At 70.4% G+C, this 18,669-nt stretch carries 18 protein-coding genes and 2 tRNA genes; 15 read left to right on the plus strand and 5 right to left on the minus strand.

All coding sequences use genetic code 11. The annotated features are described in order from the left end of the window. The gene (locus ACFPIH_RS27810) at window positions 1-1,404 is read right to left on the minus strand and encodes a polysaccharide pyruvyl transferase family protein (RefSeq protein WP_381172953.1); all 1,404 of its coding nucleotides are present in this window, start codon (window positions 1,402-1,404) and stop codon (window positions 1-3) included. 253 nt (window positions 1,405-1,657) lie between these two features. On the opposite strand from ACFPIH_RS27810, the gene proB reads away from it, so the two are divergent. The 5 genes from proB to ACFPIH_RS27835 all read left to right on the plus strand — a co-directional run bounded on the left by proB (window position 1,658) and on the right by ACFPIH_RS27835 (window position 6,712). After that, complete coding sequence (gene proB, locus ACFPIH_RS27815) at window positions 1,658-2,764, plus strand: glutamate 5-kinase (RefSeq protein WP_381173353.1); 1,107 nt, start codon at window positions 1,658-1,660, stop codon at window positions 2,762-2,764. Between the two features lie 190 nt (window positions 2,765-2,954). Next, the gene (locus ACFPIH_RS27820; protein ID WP_381172950.1) at window positions 2,955-3,497 is read left to right on the plus strand and encodes a hypothetical protein; all 543 of its coding nucleotides are present in this window, start codon (window positions 2,955-2,957) and stop codon (window positions 3,495-3,497) included. A 94-nt stretch (window positions 3,498-3,591) separates the two neighbouring features. Beyond that, window positions 3,592-4,878 (plus strand): glutamate-5-semialdehyde dehydrogenase, encoded by a 1,287-nt coding sequence (locus ACFPIH_RS27825; protein ID WP_381172947.1) that lies wholly within the window; start codon window positions 3,592-3,594, stop codon window positions 4,876-4,878. Window positions 4,879-4,986: 108 nt separating this feature from the next. Beyond that, window positions 4,987-5,553 carry an SCO2584 family spore wall biosynthesis protein gene (locus tag ACFPIH_RS27830; protein ID WP_381172944.1) on the plus strand — a complete coding sequence of 189 codons (567 nt, stop codon included), beginning with the start codon at window positions 4,987-4,989 and terminating at the stop codon, window positions 5,551-5,553. Between the two features lie 88 nt (window positions 5,554-5,641). Further along, complete coding sequence (locus ACFPIH_RS27835) at window positions 5,642-6,712, plus strand: SCO2583 family membrane protein (protein WP_381172941.1); 1,071 nt, start codon at window positions 5,642-5,644, stop codon at window positions 6,710-6,712. Window positions 6,713-6,759: 47 nt separating this feature from the next. On the opposite strand, the gene ACFPIH_RS27840 is transcribed toward ACFPIH_RS27835, so the two are convergent. After that, on the minus strand, window positions 6,760-7,899 hold the full coding sequence (locus ACFPIH_RS27840; RefSeq protein WP_381173350.1) for a M48 family metallopeptidase: 1,140 nt from the start codon (window positions 7,897-7,899) through the stop codon (window positions 6,760-6,762). A gap of 139 nt (window positions 7,900-8,038) precedes the next feature. Here ACFPIH_RS27840 and ACFPIH_RS27845 point away from each other — a divergent pair, with 139 nt between their 5' ends. The 7 genes from ACFPIH_RS27845 to ACFPIH_RS27875 all read left to right on the plus strand — a co-directional run bounded on the left by ACFPIH_RS27845 (window position 8,039) and on the right by ACFPIH_RS27875 (window position 12,318). After that, entirely contained in the window at window positions 8,039-8,188 is a 150-nt protein-coding gene (locus ACFPIH_RS27845; RefSeq protein WP_381172937.1) for a hypothetical protein, read from the plus strand. 110 nt (window positions 8,189-8,298) lie between these two features. After that, entirely contained in the window at window positions 8,299-8,463 is a 165-nt protein-coding gene (locus ACFPIH_RS27850; protein ID WP_381172934.1) for a hypothetical protein, read from the plus strand. Between the two features lie 79 nt (window positions 8,464-8,542). Then, a complete protein-coding gene (gene nadD / locus ACFPIH_RS27855) occupies window positions 8,543-9,169 on the plus strand; it encodes a nicotinate-nucleotide adenylyltransferase (protein ID WP_381172931.1) in 627 nt (208 codons plus the stop codon). Between the two features lie 16 nt (window positions 9,170-9,185). Then, window positions 9,186-10,991: an LCP family protein gene (locus tag ACFPIH_RS27860; RefSeq protein WP_381172928.1), complete on the plus strand. Its 1,806-nt coding sequence runs from the start codon at window positions 9,186-9,188 to the stop codon at window positions 10,989-10,991. Window positions 10,992-11,063: 72 nt separating this feature from the next. Continuing rightward, entirely contained in the window at window positions 11,064-11,510 is a 447-nt protein-coding gene (gene rsfS / locus ACFPIH_RS27865; protein WP_381172925.1) for a ribosome silencing factor, read from the plus strand. Next, complete coding sequence (locus tag ACFPIH_RS27870; RefSeq protein WP_381172922.1) at window positions 11,507-12,148, plus strand: histidine phosphatase family protein; 642 nt, start codon at window positions 11,507-11,509, stop codon at window positions 12,146-12,148. Before rsfS ends, ACFPIH_RS27870 begins: the two co-directional genes overlap by 4 nt. A gap of 97 nt (window positions 12,149-12,245) precedes the next feature. Beyond that, window positions 12,246-12,318, plus strand: a tRNA-Ala gene (locus ACFPIH_RS27875). Between the two features lie 41 nt (window positions 12,319-12,359). Here ACFPIH_RS27875 and ACFPIH_RS27880 read toward each other — a convergent pair. Beyond that, window positions 12,360-13,211, minus strand: coding sequence for a helix-turn-helix transcriptional regulator (locus ACFPIH_RS27880; protein WP_381172919.1), 852 nt, complete (start codon window positions 13,209-13,211; stop codon window positions 12,360-12,362). A 94-nt stretch (window positions 13,212-13,305) separates the two neighbouring features. Here ACFPIH_RS27880 and ACFPIH_RS27885 point away from each other — a divergent pair, with 94 nt between their 5' ends. From ACFPIH_RS27885 to ACFPIH_RS27895, 3 genes are all read left to right on the plus strand, one after another. Then, window positions 13,306-14,775 carry an MFS transporter gene (locus ACFPIH_RS27885; RefSeq protein WP_381172916.1) on the plus strand — a complete coding sequence of 490 codons (1,470 nt, stop codon included), beginning with the start codon at window positions 13,306-13,308 and terminating at the stop codon, window positions 14,773-14,775. A 246-nt stretch (window positions 14,776-15,021) separates the two neighbouring features. Beyond that, the gene (locus ACFPIH_RS27890; RefSeq protein WP_381172913.1) at window positions 15,022-15,255 is read left to right on the plus strand and encodes a hypothetical protein; all 234 of its coding nucleotides are present in this window, start codon (window positions 15,022-15,024) and stop codon (window positions 15,253-15,255) included. Window positions 15,256-15,343: 88 nt separating this feature from the next. Further along, window positions 15,344-15,416, plus strand: a tRNA-Ala gene (locus tag ACFPIH_RS27895). Window positions 15,417-15,537: 121 nt separating this feature from the next. Here ACFPIH_RS27895 and ACFPIH_RS27900 read toward each other — a convergent pair. Continuing rightward, the gene (locus ACFPIH_RS27900; protein WP_381172910.1) at window positions 15,538-17,148 is read right to left on the minus strand and encodes an NADH-ubiquinone oxidoreductase-F iron-sulfur binding region domain-containing protein; all 1,611 of its coding nucleotides are present in this window, start codon (window positions 17,146-17,148) and stop codon (window positions 15,538-15,540) included. After that, complete coding sequence (locus ACFPIH_RS27905; protein WP_381172907.1) at window positions 17,145-18,473, minus strand: ferric reductase-like transmembrane domain-containing protein; 1,329 nt, start codon at window positions 18,471-18,473, stop codon at window positions 17,145-17,147. The genes ACFPIH_RS27900 and ACFPIH_RS27905 overlap by 4 nt, the downstream gene beginning before the upstream one ends. Window positions 18,474-18,669 lie beyond the last annotated feature (196 nt).

Here is an 18,669-nt window from a genome sequence, read left to right on the forward strand (position 1 = left end):
TTACTTCGACGGCTTCAGGGCGCGGCGCAGCGGAGCGCCCACCGCGCGTCGCGCCCGGCGGTAGATGGACGGGACCGGGAGGGCGGCCGCCGCGGCCTTGGCCGCCTTCGCGTTCGCCCGGGACTTCGCCAGCTCGCGCTTCAACTGGGCGTTGTTGGTGTCCAGTTCGGTGATGCGCTGCTGCAGCCAGCCGAACCTGCTGGTCAGCGAGGCGAGATCGGGGTCGATCCAGGGCCGCACGCCCGCCGGGAAGTTCAGCGAGCCCAGCTTCTTCTCGAAGGCCTCGCCGCCGTCGCCGTGCGTGAAGGTGTTCTCCAGGCCGTTCTTCTCCAGGAACGCCGTGAAGCGGTCGAAGCGCTCACGGTGGTTGCCGGTCAGCCCGCCGAAGTCGGCCTCCTCGTACAGCCGCGCCGGGTCGACGTCCGAGGGCACCTCGTCCAGCTGCCGGTGCGGGATCTCGAAGTAGCGGCACAGCTCCAGCGTCCGTGAGTCGCCGCACAGCACGGTCACCGGCGTACCCGCCAGCAGCGCCGCGATGTTGCCGTGGATGCGCGAACCGAACGAGAAGTCGTACTCCTCCAGGTCGTCGATCCAGGTGACCGGGTCGACGTACACCCGGACCTTGTCCTCCTGGTACATCGGGTGCTCGGGGTGGGTCGGCATCTGCCTGACCCGGCCGGCCGAGGAGTCCACGTCCCGCCAGTGCAACTGCCGTGCGTCGGTGATGTTCTGGCCGATGAAGCAGAGGTTCGGGTAGCGCGCGTGGGCCCCGGTGATGATCGGCTCCAGGCCGCCGTAACGCACCGCGCTGTGCGAGCCGTTGATCGCGATCCGTGACGCGGCGGTGAGCGCCGGCACCCGCTTCTCCACCTTGAGCCGGTCGCCGTACATGAACAGCGACGGGCAGCCGATGATCTCGACGTCCTTGAAGCCCATGTCGGTGAGGTACTTCGCGGTGAACTCGCCGCGCACCCCGATGGACGCGCTGCGCTCCAGCACCGCCGAGACGAACTCCCGCACCGAGGGCTCCATGGCCTTCAGCCGCGCGGGGTCGTTGTCCAGGCCTGCCTGCGCGCCGACGCCGAGCACCACGACCGGGATCCGCAGCCGGGATATCAGCCGTGTCAGCCGCTGGAGCGACCCCTCGAAGGAGGGCCGGAAGGCGTTGGCGAGCGGCACGACGAAGGCGTCGTACTCCTCGTTGATACGCCCCGCCGCGCCCAGGTCCGTCCGCATCCCGTTGGACACGACCTCCGCGGCGCCGGGCACCGTGAGGATCTTGTGCGCGGCGTCGCTGAAGATCAGGTTGCCGGCGTTGGTGGCGATGACGTCGCGATGGAGGGCTTCCTCGACGGGGACCACGTCGAAGGGGCTCTTCCCCGACCTGAGGAGTATGCGCTTCACAGGGCGAACTGTAGGTGACACAAACTTCAAAATAAATTTGAGTTCTCTTCAATTTCCATATGGAACCCGTACAACCTTTTTGCCGTACGCAAAGAGTGAACGGAGTGTCACGGCGTGGATCCCCGCAGTGCTGTCCGGGGAGTGAAACCCGCGCGCGGCGCGGGGGCCGGTTCGCGTAGATTGCCGGGCATCCGAGGTGTCGGGACGGCTGCGCGAGGAGACGAAGAACAAGGTGGCAGGGGCAAGGCAGGCCGTGGGCGAGGCCCGCAGGATCGTCGTCAAGGTCGGCTCCTCGTCGCTGACCACCGCCGCCGGCGGCCTCGACGCCGACCGCGTCGACGCGCTCGTCGACGTCCTCGCCAAGATCCGCAGCGGGGGAGAGCGGGAGATCGTCCTCGTCTCCTCCGGAGCCATCGCCGCCGGTCTCTCCCCGCTGGGCCTGCGCCGCCGCCCCAAGGACCTGGCCCGCCAGCAGGCCGCCGCCAGCGTCGGCCAGGGCCTCCTCGTCGCCCGCTACACCGCCTCCTTCGCCCGCTACGGCGTCCGCGTCGGCCAGGTGCTGCTGACCAGCGACGACATGAGCCGCCGCGCCCACCACCGCAACGCCTCCCGCACCCTCGACAAGCTGCTCGCGATGGGCGCGTTCCCGATCGTCAACGAGAACGACACCGTCGCCACCGACGAGATCCGCTTCGGCGACAACGACCGGCTCGCCGCCCTCGTCGCCCACCTCGTCCACGCCGACCTGCTCGTCCTGCTGTCCGACGTCGACGGCGTCTACGACGGCGACCCCAGCAGGCCGGGGACCTCCCGGATCGCGGAGGTGCGGGGCCCCTCGGATCTGGCGGGCATCGAGATCGGCAGCACCGGCAGGGCGGGCGTCGGCACCGGCGGCATGGTCACCAAGGTCGAGGCCGCCAGGATCGCCGCCGCCGCCGGCATCCCCGTCGTCCTCACCTCGGCCGTCCACGCCGCCGACGCCCTCGCCGGCGGCGACACCGGCACCTACTTCCATCCCACCGGCAAACGCTCCGCCGACCGGCTGCTGTGGCTCCAGCACGCCTCCACCCCGCAGGGCTCGCTCACCCTGGACGACGGGGCGGTCCGGGCGGTCGTCGAGCGGCGCACGTCACTGCTGCCGGCCGGGATCGCCGCCGTCGAGGGCGAGTTCAGCGCCGGTGACCCCGTCGAGCTGCGCGACACCGCCGGGCACGCCGTCGCCCGCGGGCTCGTCAACTTCGACGCCAAGGAGATCCCCCAGCTCATCGGGCGGTCCACCCGTGAACTCGCGCGGGAGCTCGGCGCGGAGTACGAGCGGGAGGTCGTCCACCGCGACGACCTGGTGATTCTCCACCCCTGAAGATCCTCGAACGGCCGTCTCCCGGCGCGCTCGAACGGTCCGTACCGGTGGAGGACGTTCCGTGAAACCGCCCCAAGGAACGCTGCGGCCTGCTCAACTTTGTTCTCGGGGACACACCTTTGTTCTCAGGGACTCCTCGGGGACTTCTCGGGGACAGATCCCGCACGAGCGCTGCGTGAAGGAGGCCGTCGTGAGACGAGTGCGCCCTGGGGTGGCAGCGGCCCGCGGGAGTACCAGCACCGGCGGAGACGGCGCCATGCCGTCGCGGGCGCCCGGTGAGGAACGTGCCCTGACGAGTGTGGCGGCGGGGGAGCGGTACCGGGCCGAGGAGCGGGAGAGCGCCGAGGGGGCCGAGGAGCGCGAGGGGCCCGAGAACACGCGCCCCAGCGATGTGCCCCGGCTGTGGCACGTCACCCTGAGCGTCTCCGGCGAGAAGGCACCGCTGGGGGAGGTCCGGCGCGCCCTCGAACAGCTCGCCCACGACCACCCCTTCCTCCTGACCAGCAGATACGCCCCCGACCACGCGGAGATCCGGTACTGGGAGGAGGCCCGCGACCTGCACGACGCCGCCGCCGTCGCGCTGCGGCTGTGGGGCGAGCACCGCCAGACGGCCGGGCTGCCGCCCTGGGAGATCGTCGGCCTGGAGGTCATCGACCGCCAGACCTACCACCAGCGCATCGCCGAGGGCTACGGCCCGGCCCCGGCGACCCCGGTGGGGGTCCACCCCTTCTGACCCCTGCCAGGCTGTCTCGGAGCGCGTCTCGGAGTGTGTCTCGGGGTGTGGGATGAAACGTGGACGCCTCGGCCCGGGCCACTACCCTTCCCGTATGACCACGCTCTCGCCGTACGACGCCATGTCTCCGGTCACCCGGGCCGCCTACCGCGCCAAGGCCGCCGCCGCCGACCTCGCGCCGCTGCCCAGGGCCGCCAAGGACGACGCGCTGCTCGCCATCGCGGACGCGCTGGAAGTCCGTACGAGTGAGATCGTCGAGGCCAACGCCCGGGACATCGCCAAGGCCCGCGAGGCCGGTACGGCGGAGTCGGTCGTCGACCGGCTGACCCTCACCCCGGAGCGGGTGCGGGCCATCGCCTCGGACGTCCGCGACGTCGTCGCGCTGCCCGACCCGGTCGGCGAGGTCGTCCGCGGCTCCACCCTCCCCAACGGCATCGACCTGCGCCAGGTCCGCGTCCCCCTCGGCGTCGTCGGCATCATCTACGAGGCCCGCCCGAACGTCACCGTGGACGCCGCCGTCCTCTGCCTGAAGGCCGGCAACGCGGTCCTGCTGCGCGGCTCCGCCTCCGCCTACGAGTCGAACACCGCGCTGGTGCGGGTGCTGCGCGACGCCGTCGGCGGCGCCGGGCTGCCCGCCGACGCCGTGCAGCTGGTGCCGGGGGAGAGCCGGGAGAGCGTGCGCGAGCTGATGCGTGCCCGCGGTCTGGTCGACGTCCTGATCCCGCGCGGCGGCGCCTCCCTCATCCGGACCGTCGTCTCCGAGTCCACCGTCCCGGTGATCGAGACCGGCACCGGCAACTGCCATGTCTACGTCGACGCGGCGGCCGACCTCGACATGGCCGTCGACATCCTGATCAACTCCAAGGCCCAGCGGGTCAGCGTCTGCAACTCCGCCGAGACCCTCCTGGTCCACCAGGACATCGCCCCCGAGTTCCTGCCCCGCGCCCTGGACGCCCTCGCCGAGGCCGGGGTCACCGTCCACGCCGACGAGCGGGTCATGGCCTACGCCAAGGACTCCAAGGCGACCGTCGTCGAGGCCACCACCGAGGACTGGGAGACCGAGTACCTCTCCTACGACATCGCCGCCGCCGTCGTCGACTCCCTCGACCGGGCCGTCGAACACATCCGGCTGTGGACCTCCGGCCACACCGAGGCCATCGTCACCACCTCGCAGCAGGCCGCCCGCCGCTTCACCCAGCTGGTCGACTCCACCACCGTCGCCGTGAACGCCTCCACCCGCTTCACCGACGGCGGCCAGTTCGGCTTCGGCGCGGAGATCGGCATCTCCACCCAGAAGCTGCACGCCAGGGGCCCCATGGGCCTGCCGGAGCTGACCAGCACCAAGTACATCGTCACCGGCGACGGGCACGTACGGCGCTGACGTCCCCCGGACGGGGGCGTGCGGACGGGGGCGTGAAAGGCGTCTCATCTGGCGGATGAATTTCCGTACCGTCTGCCCAAATTGAACCCCCAGGTCTACTCTGGAAGCGTGCCGGAGGACGTGGGGGGTATGCCGTTCCCTGACGGCTGGGAGCCCGACGACGACTACGACCGCGGGGTGTCGGACGAAGAGTTCGCCTCCGTGGTCTTCGACGAGGCCTTCGTACAGGCGGCCGTGGTGCACGAGCCGACCGCCGTCGAGCGCCTCCTGGCCGCCGCCGAGGCGAGAGCCGAGGCCTCGGAGGCCGAGGCCCGCCGCGCCCGCGCCCGGGGCGACCGCTACGAGGACGCGTTCGGTCCCGACGGCCCCGGCGATTTCGGCCATGATCCGGACTTCGACGACCTGGACGACGCCGACGGCCGCCACGGACCCTTCGGGCCGTACGGCAAGCAGGTCCGCTGGCACCGCCCCGTCGCCTGGATGCTCGCCGTCGTCATGGGCGTCGGCATGGTCGCGCTGGCCTTCGCCGCGGTGTACCGGGGAGCTTCCTCGGGCAGCCGCGACCAGGTGCCGTCGCCCGCCCGCACCGGCCTCGAACAGGGAAGCGCGGCGCCACCCTCCGCGTCCGCCGATTCCTCCCGGCCACCCCTCTCCGCGGTTCCGCGCACGCCCTGAGGATCTGTGGCGAGCCTGGTGAGAACCTGTCAGAACTTGTCGCGCAGCAGGGCGTTTACCTGAGCTCCGCACGACCTACTCTGAAAGTATGGCCGGGCCTGGAGACCCACCGGAGGGACCACCCGAGGGTGCTCCCGCAGGTGGTGAGGACGAGTACCGATCCGTCGTGTTCGACGAATCGTTCGTCCGCGCTGCCCGCCTCCAGGAGTACTCCGCGCAGGAGCGCATGGCCGACCACACGCCCGCCGTACGGCGTCGGCCGCCTCTGCACCGGGGGCTGTCCCGGCAGGCCCTGATCCTCGTCCTCCTGATCGCCCTCGCCTTCGGCACCGCGATCTACATGGGCATCCGCAGCCCCTACCGGAACCCGGTGGAGAGCCGGCCGGTGGAACCCCTGCGGATGACCGTCATCCCGCTCGCCCCGCAGGGCGCCGTGCCCGGTGCCGCCGACCCGGAGAAGCTGTACGCGCACAGCCCCGCCGCGCAGTTCCGCATCGGTGCCGAGGGCATTCCGCTGCCGGCCTCGCGGAGCACCGCGCACTTCTCCGACAGCCAGGTCGTCACCGCGCTGATCACCGCCAAGGAGTACCTCGTGCGCTCCGCCCTGTACCCGGAGGTGCTCACCGGCCAGGAGGTGCAGTCCGTGCGCGGGCTGATCGACGGCGGTCAGCTCGAGCAGTTCGACGAGAGCTTCAGCCATCCGGCCGCGGACGGACGGCACGGCCCGACCGGCTGGGTGGTTCGCTTCGACCCCTCCCAGACCGAGCTCGCCGACCGCAAGATCCGCGTCCAGGGCACCCTGCAGGCCGCCGAGACCGACTCCGCGACCCTCGAGGTGACCGCGGACCACACCTTCGTGTACGCGCTGCGACCGGCCGGCGCCGCCGCGAACTCCCCGGTCTCCCTGTTCACCGTCCGTCGCGAGATGCACTTCCGCTTCGACCGCGACGACCTGCGCACCCACCAGACCCAGCTGATCGTCGCCTACGTCCAGGCGGGTCCGCTCTCCTGCGCCGAGGACTCCACCACCAGCCTCCGCCCCCTCCTGGCCACCCAGACCGCCAAGACCGGCGGCCCCGCCGGCACCGACCCCTACGCGACGGGCAGCGCGACAGCCCTGTGTGGAACGCTGGCGACCAGCGCACAGCCGAAGGTGTGAGAAACCGGGCGGGCGCTCGCCCGCCCGGTGGTGCGGCTGGTGCCCCTTCAGTCCGTGTCGCGCGGCGGGGTGTCCGTCGGGCCGTCCGAACCGTTCCTCGGGGAGTCGTCACCGTCTCCCGGGGACTGGTCGTTCGCCGGGGACGAGCTGGTGAAGCCGTCGAAGCCGCGGCGGACCCGGCCGCCCAGGCCGCCCGCTCCGCCGGCGATGTCGCTGACCAGCTTCATCAGCGGGTCCTTGGAGCTCTTGACGCTGCTCGTGTAGTGCGCGGCGGACTCCTTGAAGGAGTCGCTGACCGAGGCGTCCTTGTCCGCGTCGCGCCGCGGGTAATGACCGTCCATGATCCGCTGGTAGTCGCGGGACTCGGCCCACTTCTTCAGCTCGGCCGCCCGCACGGTGGTGAAGGGGTGCGAGCGGGGCAGCACGTTCAGGATCTTCAGCACGGAGTCGCGCAGGTCGCCGCCCGCCTCGTACTCCTCGGCCTGCTTCAGGAACGCGTCCACGTTCATCTCGTGCAGGTGGTTGCCGCCCGCGATCTTCATCAGACCGCGCATCGACGCCCGTACGTCCTGCCCGACGAGGAGACCGGCCCGGTCGGCGGACAGCTCCGACTTGCGGAACCACTCCCGCAGCGCGGTGACGATCGCCATGATCGCTATGGCGCCCAGCGGGATCCAGGCGACCCGGACGGCGAGGTTGGTGAGGAACAGCAGGATGGTGCGGTACACCGCGTGCCCGGAGAGCGCGTGGCCGACCTCGTGGCCGATGACCGCCCGCATCTCCTCCTCGTCCAGCAGCTCGACGAGGCCGGTGGTGACCACGATGATCGGCTCGTCCAGGCCGATGCACATCGCGTTCGGCTGCGGGTCCTGGTTCACGTACATCGGCGGGACCTTCTCCAGGTCCAGGATGTAACACGCGTCCCGCAGCATGTCGTTGAGGTGTGAGAACTGCTCGTCGGAGACCCGAACCGAGTCGGACAGGAACAGCAGCCTGAGGCTTCGCTCCGGCAGCAGACCGCTGAGCGCCTTGAACACCGTGTCGAAACCGCTCAGCTTGCGCAGCGCCACCAGGGCGGAGCGGTCGGCAGGGTGCTCGTAGGCCCGGGAGGAGATCCCCGGGAACCGCTTGCGCTGTCTGCTCGGCACGTTCTCGGAGCCGTTGTTCTGGTGGCCGTCGTCGGACATGTCTTCCCCCATGTGCGTCTGTGTGGCCCTCGTTGTCGGCCCTTTGCGGACCCTTTTTCGGCCCTTTGCGCCCCCGAAGCAGAGCCCAGCCTAGGCGGAGTTACCTTGGACGGGCACCACACCGAAGGAGTCCCACGTCATGGAGCACACCCCCGCCGTCTGGCTGACCGAGGCCGCCCAGCAACAAGGGGCGGGGAACCTGCTCCGTGTCGTACTGATCGTGATGATCCTGGGCTGTGTGCTCACCGCGTGGTTCCTGCTGCGGGGCTACAAGCGGAAGGACGACTGAGCCGACGGGAAGGTTCCCAAAGGCGGAGTCGGGGTGATCGGCGAACAGCCGCCCGCTTACGATGTGGCCGACGTCTTTATCCCGCCCACACCGGATAGGTCCTGCCGAAGATGAACCTTCACAGCGCCGCTGCACAGCTGGTCACCCTTGCCGCCGAGGGCGAGGAACACGGCGGCAACCACAACAGCCTGGAACCTCTGGTCACCGGTGGCAGCGCGTTCCTCATCCTGCTGCTCCTGCTGTGGATCACCACCCGCTTCAACCGAGACCGCTGAGGCACCCCTTGTCCATACCGGGGCACTCCGGGCACCGGTCGGCCGGCGCCCCCAGGCCGGGCCGGTAGGGTCTGCACGCATGGGAGAGCACGACATGCCTACCGGCCCGTCGAACCCTGGCAAGCGCCGTATCGGCGTCATGGGCGGGACGTTCGATCCGATCCACCACGGACACCTCGTGGCGGCCAGTGAGGTCGCCGCGCAGTTCCACCTGGACGAGGTCGTGTTCGTTCCGACCGGCGAACCGTGGCAGAAGAGCCACCGCCGGGTCTCCCCGGCCGAGGACCGCTATCTGATGACGGTCATCGCGACCGCCGAGAACCCGCAGTTCTCGGTGAGCCGCATCGACATCGACCGCGGCGGACCCACCTACACCGTGGACACCCTGCGCGACCTCGCCGCCATCAACCCGGACACCGACCTCTTCTTCATCACCGGCGCCGACGCCCTCGGCCAGATCATCACCTGGCGGGACAGCGAGGAACTGTTCTCCCTCGCGCACTTCATCGGGGTCACCCGGCCCGGCCACCACCTCGCGGACCCCGGCCTTCCGGAGGGCGGTGTCTCGCTCGTCGAGGTTCCCGCGCTCGCCATCTCCTCCACAGACTGCCGTGCGAGAGTCGCCAAGGGCGACCCCGTCTGGTACCTGGTGCCGGACGGCGTCGTGCGGTACATCGACAAGCGCGAGCTGTACCGCGGCCAGTGAGCCGAGAGGGGTACCGGTGAACGACCGATACGACGCGGGGTACGGGGGCGACCCGTACGAACTCGTCGGCTACGACGAGTACGGCCAACCGGTCTACCGGCAGGTCCCGTCCCAGCAGATTCCCCAGCAGCAGCCCTACGACCCGTACGGGCAGCAGGGGCAGCAGGGGCAGCACCCTCAGCAGGGATACGGCTACGACCCGTACGCCAACGGCATGCAGCAGCAGGCTCCCGCCTACGACCCGTACGACACCGGGCAGCAGCAGCCGGTCCCCGGAGGCTACGACCCCTACGGCACCGCCACCGCCGCTCCCTACGACCCCTACGGGCAGACCGCGACCAGCGGACAGCAGCCCCGGGTCGAACAGTCCCGGGTCGCCGAACAGACCGCGCACATCCCCCAGCAGGCCGGCCCCGCCGAGGAGCGGACGGGCCGGACGGACCGGACGGACCGGACGGATCAGCCGGGGAGCCCGGACGGCCAAGAGGGCCCGGAGAGTCCGGAGTACACCGGGCAGCCCCAACGGGATTACCACACCGAGCAGTTCGCGTTCGTGGAGGAGCCCAGCGGCGACTCCGAGGACGTTATCGACTGGCTGAACTTCACCGAGAACCGCACCGAGCGCCGTGAGGAGGCCAAGCGCCGCGCCCGCAGCCGGGTCGTCGCCCTGGTCGTGGTCCTCGCCCTCGTCGCGGTCGGCGGAGTCGGCTACCTCTGGTACGCCGGGAAGCTGCCCGGTCTGTCGTCCTCCTCCGGCTCCAAGGCCGACACCACCACCGCGAGCGCCGCCCAGAAGCGCGACGTGATCGTCGTGCACCTCCACAACACCGGGGCGGGCGGCACCTCCACGGCACTGCTGGTCGACAACACCACCACCAAGAAGGGCACCACCGTGCTGCTGCCCAACTCCCTCGTCCTCACGGACGAGGACGGCAGCACGACCACCCTCGCCAAGTCCGTCGACGACGACGGCTCCGCCGGCACACGCGACGCGCTGGACACCGTCCTCGGCACCGACATCGAGGGCACCTGGCGGCTGGACACCCCCTATCTGCAGAACCTCGTCGATCTCGTCGGCAACATCGAGGTCGACACCGACACCGACGTCCCCGACCCTGCGGCCAAGAAGAAGGGCCAGGCCCCCCTGGTCAAGAAGGGCCAGGACCAGACCCTCAGCGGCAAGATGGCCGTCGGCTACGCCACCTACCGCGCCGAGGGCGAGACCCAGAACGCCCAGCTGGAGCGGTTCGGCCAGGTCATGCAGGGCGTGCTGCGCAAGGTCTCCTCCGATCCGACGGCGGCGACCACCACCGTGCAGACGCTGGCGCAGATCCTCGACCCCTCCCTCACCGACAAGGACCTCGGCACCTTCCTCGCCAAGCTCTCCGACTTCGCCAAGGGCGGCGACTACAAGACCGCCCTGCTGCCGGTGCAGACCGACGGCACGCTCAGCGCGGAGGAGAGCTCCGGGGTGGTGAAGGACGTCCTCGGCGGCACGGCGAAGAGCCCCGACAAGGACGCGGCCGTCAGCGTCTCCGTCCAGAACGCCAGCGGCACCAAGGCCAACACCGAGGACGCGCGCGTGGTCCTCCTCAACGGCGGCTTCACGTTCGTGGAGGCCGCCACGCCGTCCGGTACCCAGGCCGCCTCCCAGGTGCTGTACGAGGACACGGCCGACAAGGAGAACGCCACCGAGGTCGCCAAGACCCTCGACCTGCCCACCAGCGCGGTGAAGAAGGGCACGGTTTCCTCGAACGCGGATGTCGGGGTCGTCCTGGGCCGGGACTACAAGCCCTCGTCCGCCTCGCAGTCCTCTCCGTAGCAATCATGTGGGGCGCCGTCGGCGGTCCGTGAGACCCTTGAGGGCAAACGACCGCCGACGGAAAGCCACGTAGTGACCGCCACCGACCGCTCCATCGAGCTGATCACCGCCGCCGCCCAGGCGGCTGCCGACAAGCTCGCGCACGACATCATCGCCTACGACGTCAGCGACGTGCTGTCGATCACGGACGCCTTCCTGCTGGCCTCCGCTCCCAACGACCGCCAGGTCAAGTCGATCGTCGACGAGATCGAGGAGCGCCTCAACAAGGAGCTCGGCGCCAAGCCGGTGCGCCGCGAGGGCGACCGTGACGCCCGCTGGATCCTGCTCGACTACGTCGACATCGTCGTCCACGTCCAGCACAGCGAGGAGCGTGTCTTCTACGCCCTGGAGCGGCTGTGGAAGGACTGCCCCGAGCTCGAGCTGCCCGAGGACGCCAGGGCGACCCGGGGCAAGGCCGCGGAGCACGCCAAGCTGCAGGCCGAGGAGGGCGACACGGCCGGCTTCGGGGAGCTGCGGTGAGTGGCCGGGGCCGCCGCGTCATCCTCTGGCGGCACGGCCAGACCGCCTGGAACGTGGAGCGCCGCTTCCAGGGCACCACGGACGTCGAGCTGACCGAGACCGGCGTGGGCCAGGCCCGCCGCGCCGCCCGGCTCCTCGCCTCCCTGGAGCCCGACGCCATCGTCGCCTCGGACCTCTCCCGCGCCGCGAACACCGCCGCCGAGCTGGCCGCGCTCACCGGCCTGGAGATCACCCACGACGAGGGCCTGCGGGAGACCTACGCGGGCGTGTGGCAGGGGCTGACGCACGAGGAGATCGTCGGCCGGTACGGCGACGAGTACGCCGCCTGGAAGCGCGGCGAGCCGGTCCGCCGCGGCGGCGGCGAACTGGAGTCCGAGGTCGCCGACCGCGCCGCCCCCGTGGTGCTGCGGCACGCGGAGAAGCTCCCGGACGAGGGCACGCTCGTCGTCGTCAGCCACGGCGGCACGATCCGCACCACCATCGGCCGCCTCCTCGGCCTGGAGGCCCGGCACTGGGAGAGCCTCGGCGGCCTCTCCAACTGCTGCTGGTCCGTCCTCGGAGAGGGCGCCCGCGGCTGGCGCCTTCTCGAGCACAACGCCGGCACCCTGCCGGAACCGGTGCTCGGCGACGACGACTGAGCCGCCCCCGTGGCCCGGGACCCGGATTTCACTTTCCGGCAGGGCGCAGGCTAAAGTTCTTCTTGTTCGCCCCGCCGAGCGGGACAGAAGAACGCAAGGGGCTATAGCTCAGTTGGTAGAGCGCCTGCATGGCATGCAGGAGGTCAGGAGTTCAATTCTCCTTAGCTCCACAGTTCCAAGAAGATCCCGTCCCCCAGGGGGCGGGATTTCTTCATTGCTCCTCCCGCGAACGTTCCTCCTCCGGTGTGTAGACCACGATCCGGCACTCCGGCATCCCGTTGATCGACAACGACGTGGACGTCATCCGTATCTCGCCCAGCCTCGCGTGCCGGAAGACCTTCACCCGCCCTCCGGGCTCCGCCACGTCCCCGGACCTCCACAGCCGGGCGAAGAGCGGACTCGCCGCGGACAGGTCGCGTAAGAAGTCCTCCCAGAGCGGCTCTCCCGCATGCAGCCCGTACCCGGCCCGCAGGGTCGCCACCATGTGTGGAAGCTCCGCCTCACGGAACACCAGCGGGCAGTCCTCCTCCGAGGTCATGAACAGCCGCCACAGCGCGTTGAGCCGTGGCACCGACCTGTCCTGCGGACGGAAGAACAGGTCGCGGAAGGGGGCGTTGGAGGCGAGGACGTCGTAGCGCGAGTTGTAGACGACCGCCGGGCGGGGAGCGAGGGCGTCGACGATGCCCCGGATCTCCGGGCCCACGCTCCGCGCCGGTGCCTCCGGCTCCGGTTCCGGCGCGTACGGCACCTCCGCCAGGTGGTACAGATGCTCCCGCTCCGGAGCGTCCAGCCGCAGGGTGCGCGCCACTGCGTCCAGGACCTGCGGGGAGGCGTTGATCGGCCGGCCCTGCTCCAGCCAGGTGTACCAGGTGACACCGACACCGGAGAGCTGGGCGACCTCCTCGCGCCGCAGCCCCGGTGTGCGGCGGCGCAGTCCCGGTGGCATGCCGACATCGGCCGGTGTCACCCGGGCGCGCCTGCTGCGCAGAAAGGCGGCCAGCTCCGGCCGGCGCCGGTGTGCCGTGCCCGTACCCGCGTGTGTGCTCATCGTCACGCCCCCCATGGTCGATGCCCCACCCGTCCCCTGCCAGGTGCTGTCAGTACCAGCATCGGTGGGCTCTCGGCACCCGTACCGGAGTGTCGTCACGCTCGACGGCATGACGACCACACCCCGGACGAGCCCGGGTCCCGCCCCCGTTTCACGTCCTGCTGCCAGTAAAGACCACGGCACTGACAACCGGCCCCGGCTGCTGCTGGCGGTCCTGCTCGCGGCCCAGTTCATGGCGCTGCTCGACGTCTTCATCGTGAACGTCGCGGCTCCCACGATCGGTTCCGACCTGTACGCCTCCGGCGCCGACCTCCAACTGGTCGTGGCCGGCTACGCGATCACCTACTCCGTGCTGCTGATCACCGGCGCGCGGCTCGGCGACCGGTTCGGCCACGGCCGGGTCCACCTCGTCGGGCTGGCCCTCTTCACGGCCGCCTCGCTGGCCTGCGGACTGGCGCGGGGCAGCACCGAGCTGATCGTCTTCCGGCTGGCGCAGGGCGCCGGGGCGGCGGTGATGATCCCGCAGGTGCTCAGCCTGATCCAGCGCACCTTCACCGGTGAGGCCCGGGTGCGGGCGCTCGGCGCCTACTCGGCGGTCCTCGCCGTCGGCGCCGCGGCCGGACAGGCGGTGGGCGGCGTCCTGGTCAGCGCCGACCTCCTGGGCACCGGCTGGCGCCCGGTCTTCCTGGTGAACGTTCCGGTGGGCCTCGTCCTGCTCGCCGTAGGACGCCGGGTCCTGCCGCGGGGCGGGGCCGCACCGCGGGAACGGGCGCGCGGCCTGGACGGGCCCGGTCTGGTGCTGCTCGGGGCGGCCGTCTCCCTGGTCACGGTGCCGCTCGTGCTCGGGCAGGAGGAGGACTGGCCGCTGTGGTCCTGGCTGTCCCTGGCCACCGGCGGGCTCCTGCTGGCCCTGTTCTGCGGCTACGAGTCCCGGCTGGCCCGGCGCGGCGGCGCACCGCTGATCGCTCCGCGCGTCCTGCGTCACCCCGGCATGGCCCTGGCCGTCCTGCGCCTGCTGGCCGTGATGGCGGTCAACGGCGGCTTCCTGTTCGTGCTCACGCTGCACGTCCAGGGCGGCCTCGGCTACAGCGCGCTGCGGGCCGGGCTGACGTTCGTGCCGACCGCGGTCGTCTTCGGGGCGGTCGGCCTGACCTGGCGCCGTTGGCCCGCCGCCTGGCAACGGGCCCTGATCCCGACCGGGTTCACTCTTACCGGGCTGTCCGTGGCGGGCGTCGGGCTGGTGCTCAGGGGCGGCGACCACGGAGGCTGGTGGCTGTACGTGGCGTACCTCGGCGTGGGCGCCGGGCTCGCGCTGGCCTTCAGCCCCACCCTCACCCGGGCCCTGGCGACGGTGCGGCCCGAGGACGCGGCGGACGCGAGCGGACTGCTCGCCACGGTCGTCCAGCTCGGCCAGCTCATCGGTGTGGCGGTTTTCGGCACCTTGTTCTTCAACCGGCTTGAGTCACTTGGGGCTCCGCAGGCGTATAGCTCTTCGGAAGCGCTTCTCACATGCATGTTCGCGCTCGCTGCGACAGCCGCGCTGGGTGCCGTGTCCGGACTGGTACTGAGGCGTCGCTGACCGTATCGCTCTGGCCGTGGCAGAATCAAACGGCCGGAAGGGGGCGCGACCCGACGGGAGGGAGTAGCGATGCCTGCGAGCATCCTCGGAGAGGTCGGTCACCTCTCCGAAGCGGCGTTGACACGGGACAAGGCCACCCGGCTCAGCTGCCCCTCCTGTGGTTCCGGGCATGTGGCGCAAGTCCTCGGGGACAATGGCGGAATCTCCTACGTGTGCACGGCCTGCGGCCACAGCTGGAGCTGATCGATGGGTGCACACAGGCGGAAGTGCGACTGGTGCGGCAACGGCACCCCGATCGTCCGCGACATGGAGCCGGTCAACCCCGACTACCAGTACTGGTGCGAGGAATGCGCGCGGGCGCTGATCATAAAAGGCGACCCGATCGAGACGTACCGCGAGCTGGAGGGCGAGCCGATCTACGGCCGGCTCCTCGAGGAGCACTGCACGCTCAAGCGGTTCTATTCGTTCGTGACAGCCTGAACCGGGCAGGACGGAAACGATTTGGTGGTCCACCCCCCGGACCGTGTAATGTTGGCGTCGCCGCCAGGGAGACCGGGCGACACCGCAGGGGGCTATAGCTCAGTTGGTAGAGCGCCTGCATGGCATGCAGGAGGTCAGGAGTTCAATTCTCCTTAGCTCCACAGCAGAAGATCCCGCCGGATCGGATTCGACCCGGCGGGATCTTTCTTTGCGTTCCCCGCGTGTGGACGGAATGCCGAAGGGGCCGCCCGAAGAAACAGGCGGCCCCTTCCGGGTGTGGGGTCAGCGGCCGAGAGCGCGGCGGCCCCGGCCCTGGGAGAGCACCGGCAGGTTGCGGGAGGGCGCCGATCCGCGTGTGTCCTCCTCCAGGCGCAGGGCCAGCGCCGGGCAACGGCGCACCGCGCGCAGCGCCTTCGCCTCCGCGAAGCGCGGCACCTTCGCCTGCGCGACGGTGGGGAAGCCGTCGGCGCCCAGCTGGAAGACCTCCGGAAGGATGTCCGCGCACAGGCCGTGGCCGCGGCACAACGTCCAGTCGACGAAGATCTTCTGACGGCTGTCGCCGGTCTCCTGGGGCGCTCCGCCGCTCGAGATGCCCGCGGGGGCCATGCCCTCCTCGAAGAGCGGCAGAACGCCCTCCACGGGCCGTCCGCAGCCGTTTCCGAGGACATGGGCCGCGAGGTCGTCGGTGAACGCCTTGATGGTCGACTCGAGGAACATCGCGGAGCCGTCGGGGTGTGAACACGCGCCGCGCCGCTTGACGTTCTTGGCAACCTGCTTGAGTGCCTCCAGGGCGGCCGGGCCGCCGCCGTTGATGATGTCCTCCATGCCGCGTGCGGCGGCCGGCAGACCGAGGTAGCAGGGACCGCACTGTCCCGCGCTCTCCTCCGCGAGCCACTGCGCCACGCGCAGCGACTCGCCCAGCGGGCAGGTCTCCTGACTGATCGGCAGGATCGCGCCGGCGCCGAGCGCGCCGCCCACCGCGTCCAGTGAATTGCGGGAGACGACCGCCTCGTTGACCGTCGCGGCGTCGATCCACTTGCCGTGGTAGCCGCCGGTCAGCACGCCCTGGGGGACCGGCGGGGCACCGGCCAGCTGCAGCACGTAGCGCAGCGGGACGCCCGTGGGGACCTCGATCACCATGGGGCGCGCGACCGCGCCGGAGACCGTCAGCATGACGGTGCCCGGCTCGTCGTACAGGCCGGTGTTGCCGTAGCGCTCCGGGCCGATGCGGGCGGCGATGGCCAGTTGCGCGAACGTCTCGGCGTTGGAGAGCAGGGTCGGCGCGCCGCCGACGCCGTTCACGGAGGCGCTGGTCTTGCGGCCGGGCGGGACGGCAGGGCCGCCGTCGATGGAGCGGATCAGCGAGGCCGCCGCGCCGGTGACCATGCGGATCGGGTTGCGCTGGACGAACGCCTTCAGCGCGGAGCGGCGGCCGTTGCTCAGGCCTCGTTCGGCCAGGGCGGCCTCCATGGAGCGCTGCGTCGACTCCCGGGTGACCCCCACCACGAGCGTGCGGGCACCGAGCGCCTCGGCGACCAGGAGGGCGCCGTCCAGGATGAGGTGCGGGGCACGGTTGATCAGCACCGTGTCCTTGCGGCAGGCCGGTTCGTCCTCACTGCCGTTGACGACGACGACCGGCCGTACGCCGCGTTTGATCGCCGAGTCGGCGACCGAGCGCAGTTTCTTGTGGAACGGGAAGCCCGCGCCGCCGCGTCCCTTGAGGTTGATGCGTTCGGAGAGCTGCGCGAGCTTCTCTCCGCCCATCGGCTCAAGCGGCCCATGCACCTTGAGGTGCATGGGCAGATCGAGTCTCTCTACAAGGTCGAAGCCCGACGTGAGTTGTGGAAGGCCGACCACGCGGACTTCTGGAACGTCGGGCAGGGCCTCGTTCACCTATAGCCTCCGGAAGGCGTGTTCCAAGGTTCGCCCGAACCCGGAGTGTCGGTGGACGCTCCGGGCGATGGTGCACTGGCGGGACCGCTGTTGTACGTGTCAGTCCCGTTGTACGTGCCGTACTGGGTGTTCGTCTCACCGGTGTCGTACACGTCACGCCCGGGGTACCCGTTGGTGCCCGAATTGCCATAGACCGGGATGTTGAATCCCGTGTCCTGGAGCGGGTCGTAGGCCGACGGCGGGGCCTCGCCGACGGGCGGCGGGGACGGGATCGGCCAGTTGCCCGAGACGCTGCCGCCGTTGTCCACGCGCGGGATGGCCTCCGTTGCCTGTGTGTCGAACGACATGTTCATCCGCGCGGTCTGGTCGGCGGCGTACGGCTGCTGCTGGCCGGGCGTGTTGACGGCGCGGTAGGCGGCGGCGAAGCCGTTCGCGGGCTCCGGAGCGGCCGGCGTGTCGTAGAGCGGCGAGGCCGACGGGGGCATCCTGAAGGAGCCGGTGTCGGGCCCGGACGACCGGGACGGACGGCCCTCGTAGCCGGGCAGGGCGGAGGAGCCGGTCTCCGGGCCACGCCCGCGGGGGCCGCCGTCCGCCACGCGCGCGCGTGACGCCTCCAGGTCGTCCATGCCGTAGCGGTCCCGGGTGCCCATCATGGCGGCGATCTGGTCGGCGAACTTGCGCTTGAACTCTCGCGGGGCGGCACGCAGCGCGAGGGCGGCCATGACGCCGACCAGGCAGAGCTCGTACGAGTGCATGAAGAACGGCTTCGCCGCGCGTCCCGCGAACAGACCGTGGATCAGGGCCGCGCACAGCGCCGGGTAGGCCAGCATGTGCATGGCACGCCAGCGGGCGGCGACCTCGGCCGGGGCGGCGAACCGGTTGCGCAGCGCGCCCGTGATGCCCACGAAGATCATGAGCAGACCGGCCGTGGAGCCCAGGCCGATCAGACCGCCGATTCCGGTGACACCGAGTGAGAACGGGATGATCGCGGCGATCAGGACGGTGTGTTCCAGAGCGATCTTGACGGTGATGTGCACCAGCAGGAAGGCGATCGAGGCGACGGCGGTCACCCGGTGGATGCCCTGCGCGATGATCCGCTGGCGGGTGTTGAGGATCAGCCGGTCCTGGGCGACCAGACCCCAGATGACCGAGCAGGTGAGGCACACCAGTGACAGTACGCCCGCACCGAAGTTGAGGAACTCCTGGACTTGGTTACCGCCGGCGAGCACGACCACGGGTATGAGGACCAGGACGACAGCCGAGGCCACCCCGTAGGCCGACCGGCCTGGCTTGGGGAGCGAGCTGTTATTGAAAGGAGGGTTCATGGGGGCAACTCCGAGCAGTTTCGGGAAAGCGGTCCCGGTGCCGAACTCTAAGTGGCTCCATACCGATGGGTACGAGGTTTGAGTTATTGCGTTGTTATCAAGTGACAAGCTGGGCGGTGCGATGTCCGCTTAGTGACTGTTACGCGAAGTAATCTTTGACCTTTGTTCAGTTTTGGGCTGGGTGCGCCCGTGCGTC

This window comes from Streptomyces vulcanius (assembly GCF_042653945.1).
GTDB classification, from domain to species: Bacteria; Actinomycetota; Actinomycetes; order Streptomycetales; family Streptomycetaceae; genus Streptomyces; species Streptomyces mangrovi.

What these genes read in the sequence shown, in the direction of transcription:
- ACFPIH_RS27825 (WP_381172947.1), top strand. Translation starts at nt 3,592, where the DNA reads ATGACCACGCTCTCGCCGTACGACGCCATGTCTCCGGTCACCCGGGCC.
- ACFPIH_RS27835 (WP_381172941.1), top strand. Translation starts at nt 5,642, where the DNA reads ATGGCCGGGCCTGGAGACCCACCGGAGGGACCACCCGAGGGTGCTCCC.
- ACFPIH_RS27840 (WP_381173350.1), bottom strand. Translation starts at nt 7,899, where the DNA reads ATGTCCGACGACGGCCACCAGAACAACGGCTCCGAGAACGTGCCGAGC.
- ACFPIH_RS27845 (WP_381172937.1), top strand. Translation starts at nt 8,039, where the DNA reads ATGGAGCACACCCCCGCCGTCTGGCTGACCGAGGCCGCCCAGCAACAA.
- ACFPIH_RS27850 (WP_381172934.1), top strand. Translation starts at nt 8,299, where the DNA reads ATGAACCTTCACAGCGCCGCTGCACAGCTGGTCACCCTTGCCGCCGAG.
- nadD (WP_381172931.1), top strand. Translation starts at nt 8,543, where the DNA reads ATGGGAGAGCACGACATGCCTACCGGCCCGTCGAACCCTGGCAAGCGC.
- ACFPIH_RS27880 (WP_381172919.1), bottom strand. Translation starts at nt 13,211, where the DNA reads ATGGGGGGCGTGACGATGAGCACACACGCGGGTACGGGCACGGCACAC.
- ACFPIH_RS27885 (WP_381172916.1), top strand. Translation starts at nt 13,306, where the DNA reads ATGACGACCACACCCCGGACGAGCCCGGGTCCCGCCCCCGTTTCACGT.
- ACFPIH_RS27890 (WP_381172913.1), top strand. Translation starts at nt 15,022, where the DNA reads ATGGGTGCACACAGGCGGAAGTGCGACTGGTGCGGCAACGGCACCCCG.
- ACFPIH_RS27905 (WP_381172907.1), bottom strand. Translation starts at nt 18,473, where the DNA reads ATGAACCCTCCTTTCAATAACAGCTCGCTCCCCAAGCCAGGCCGGTCG.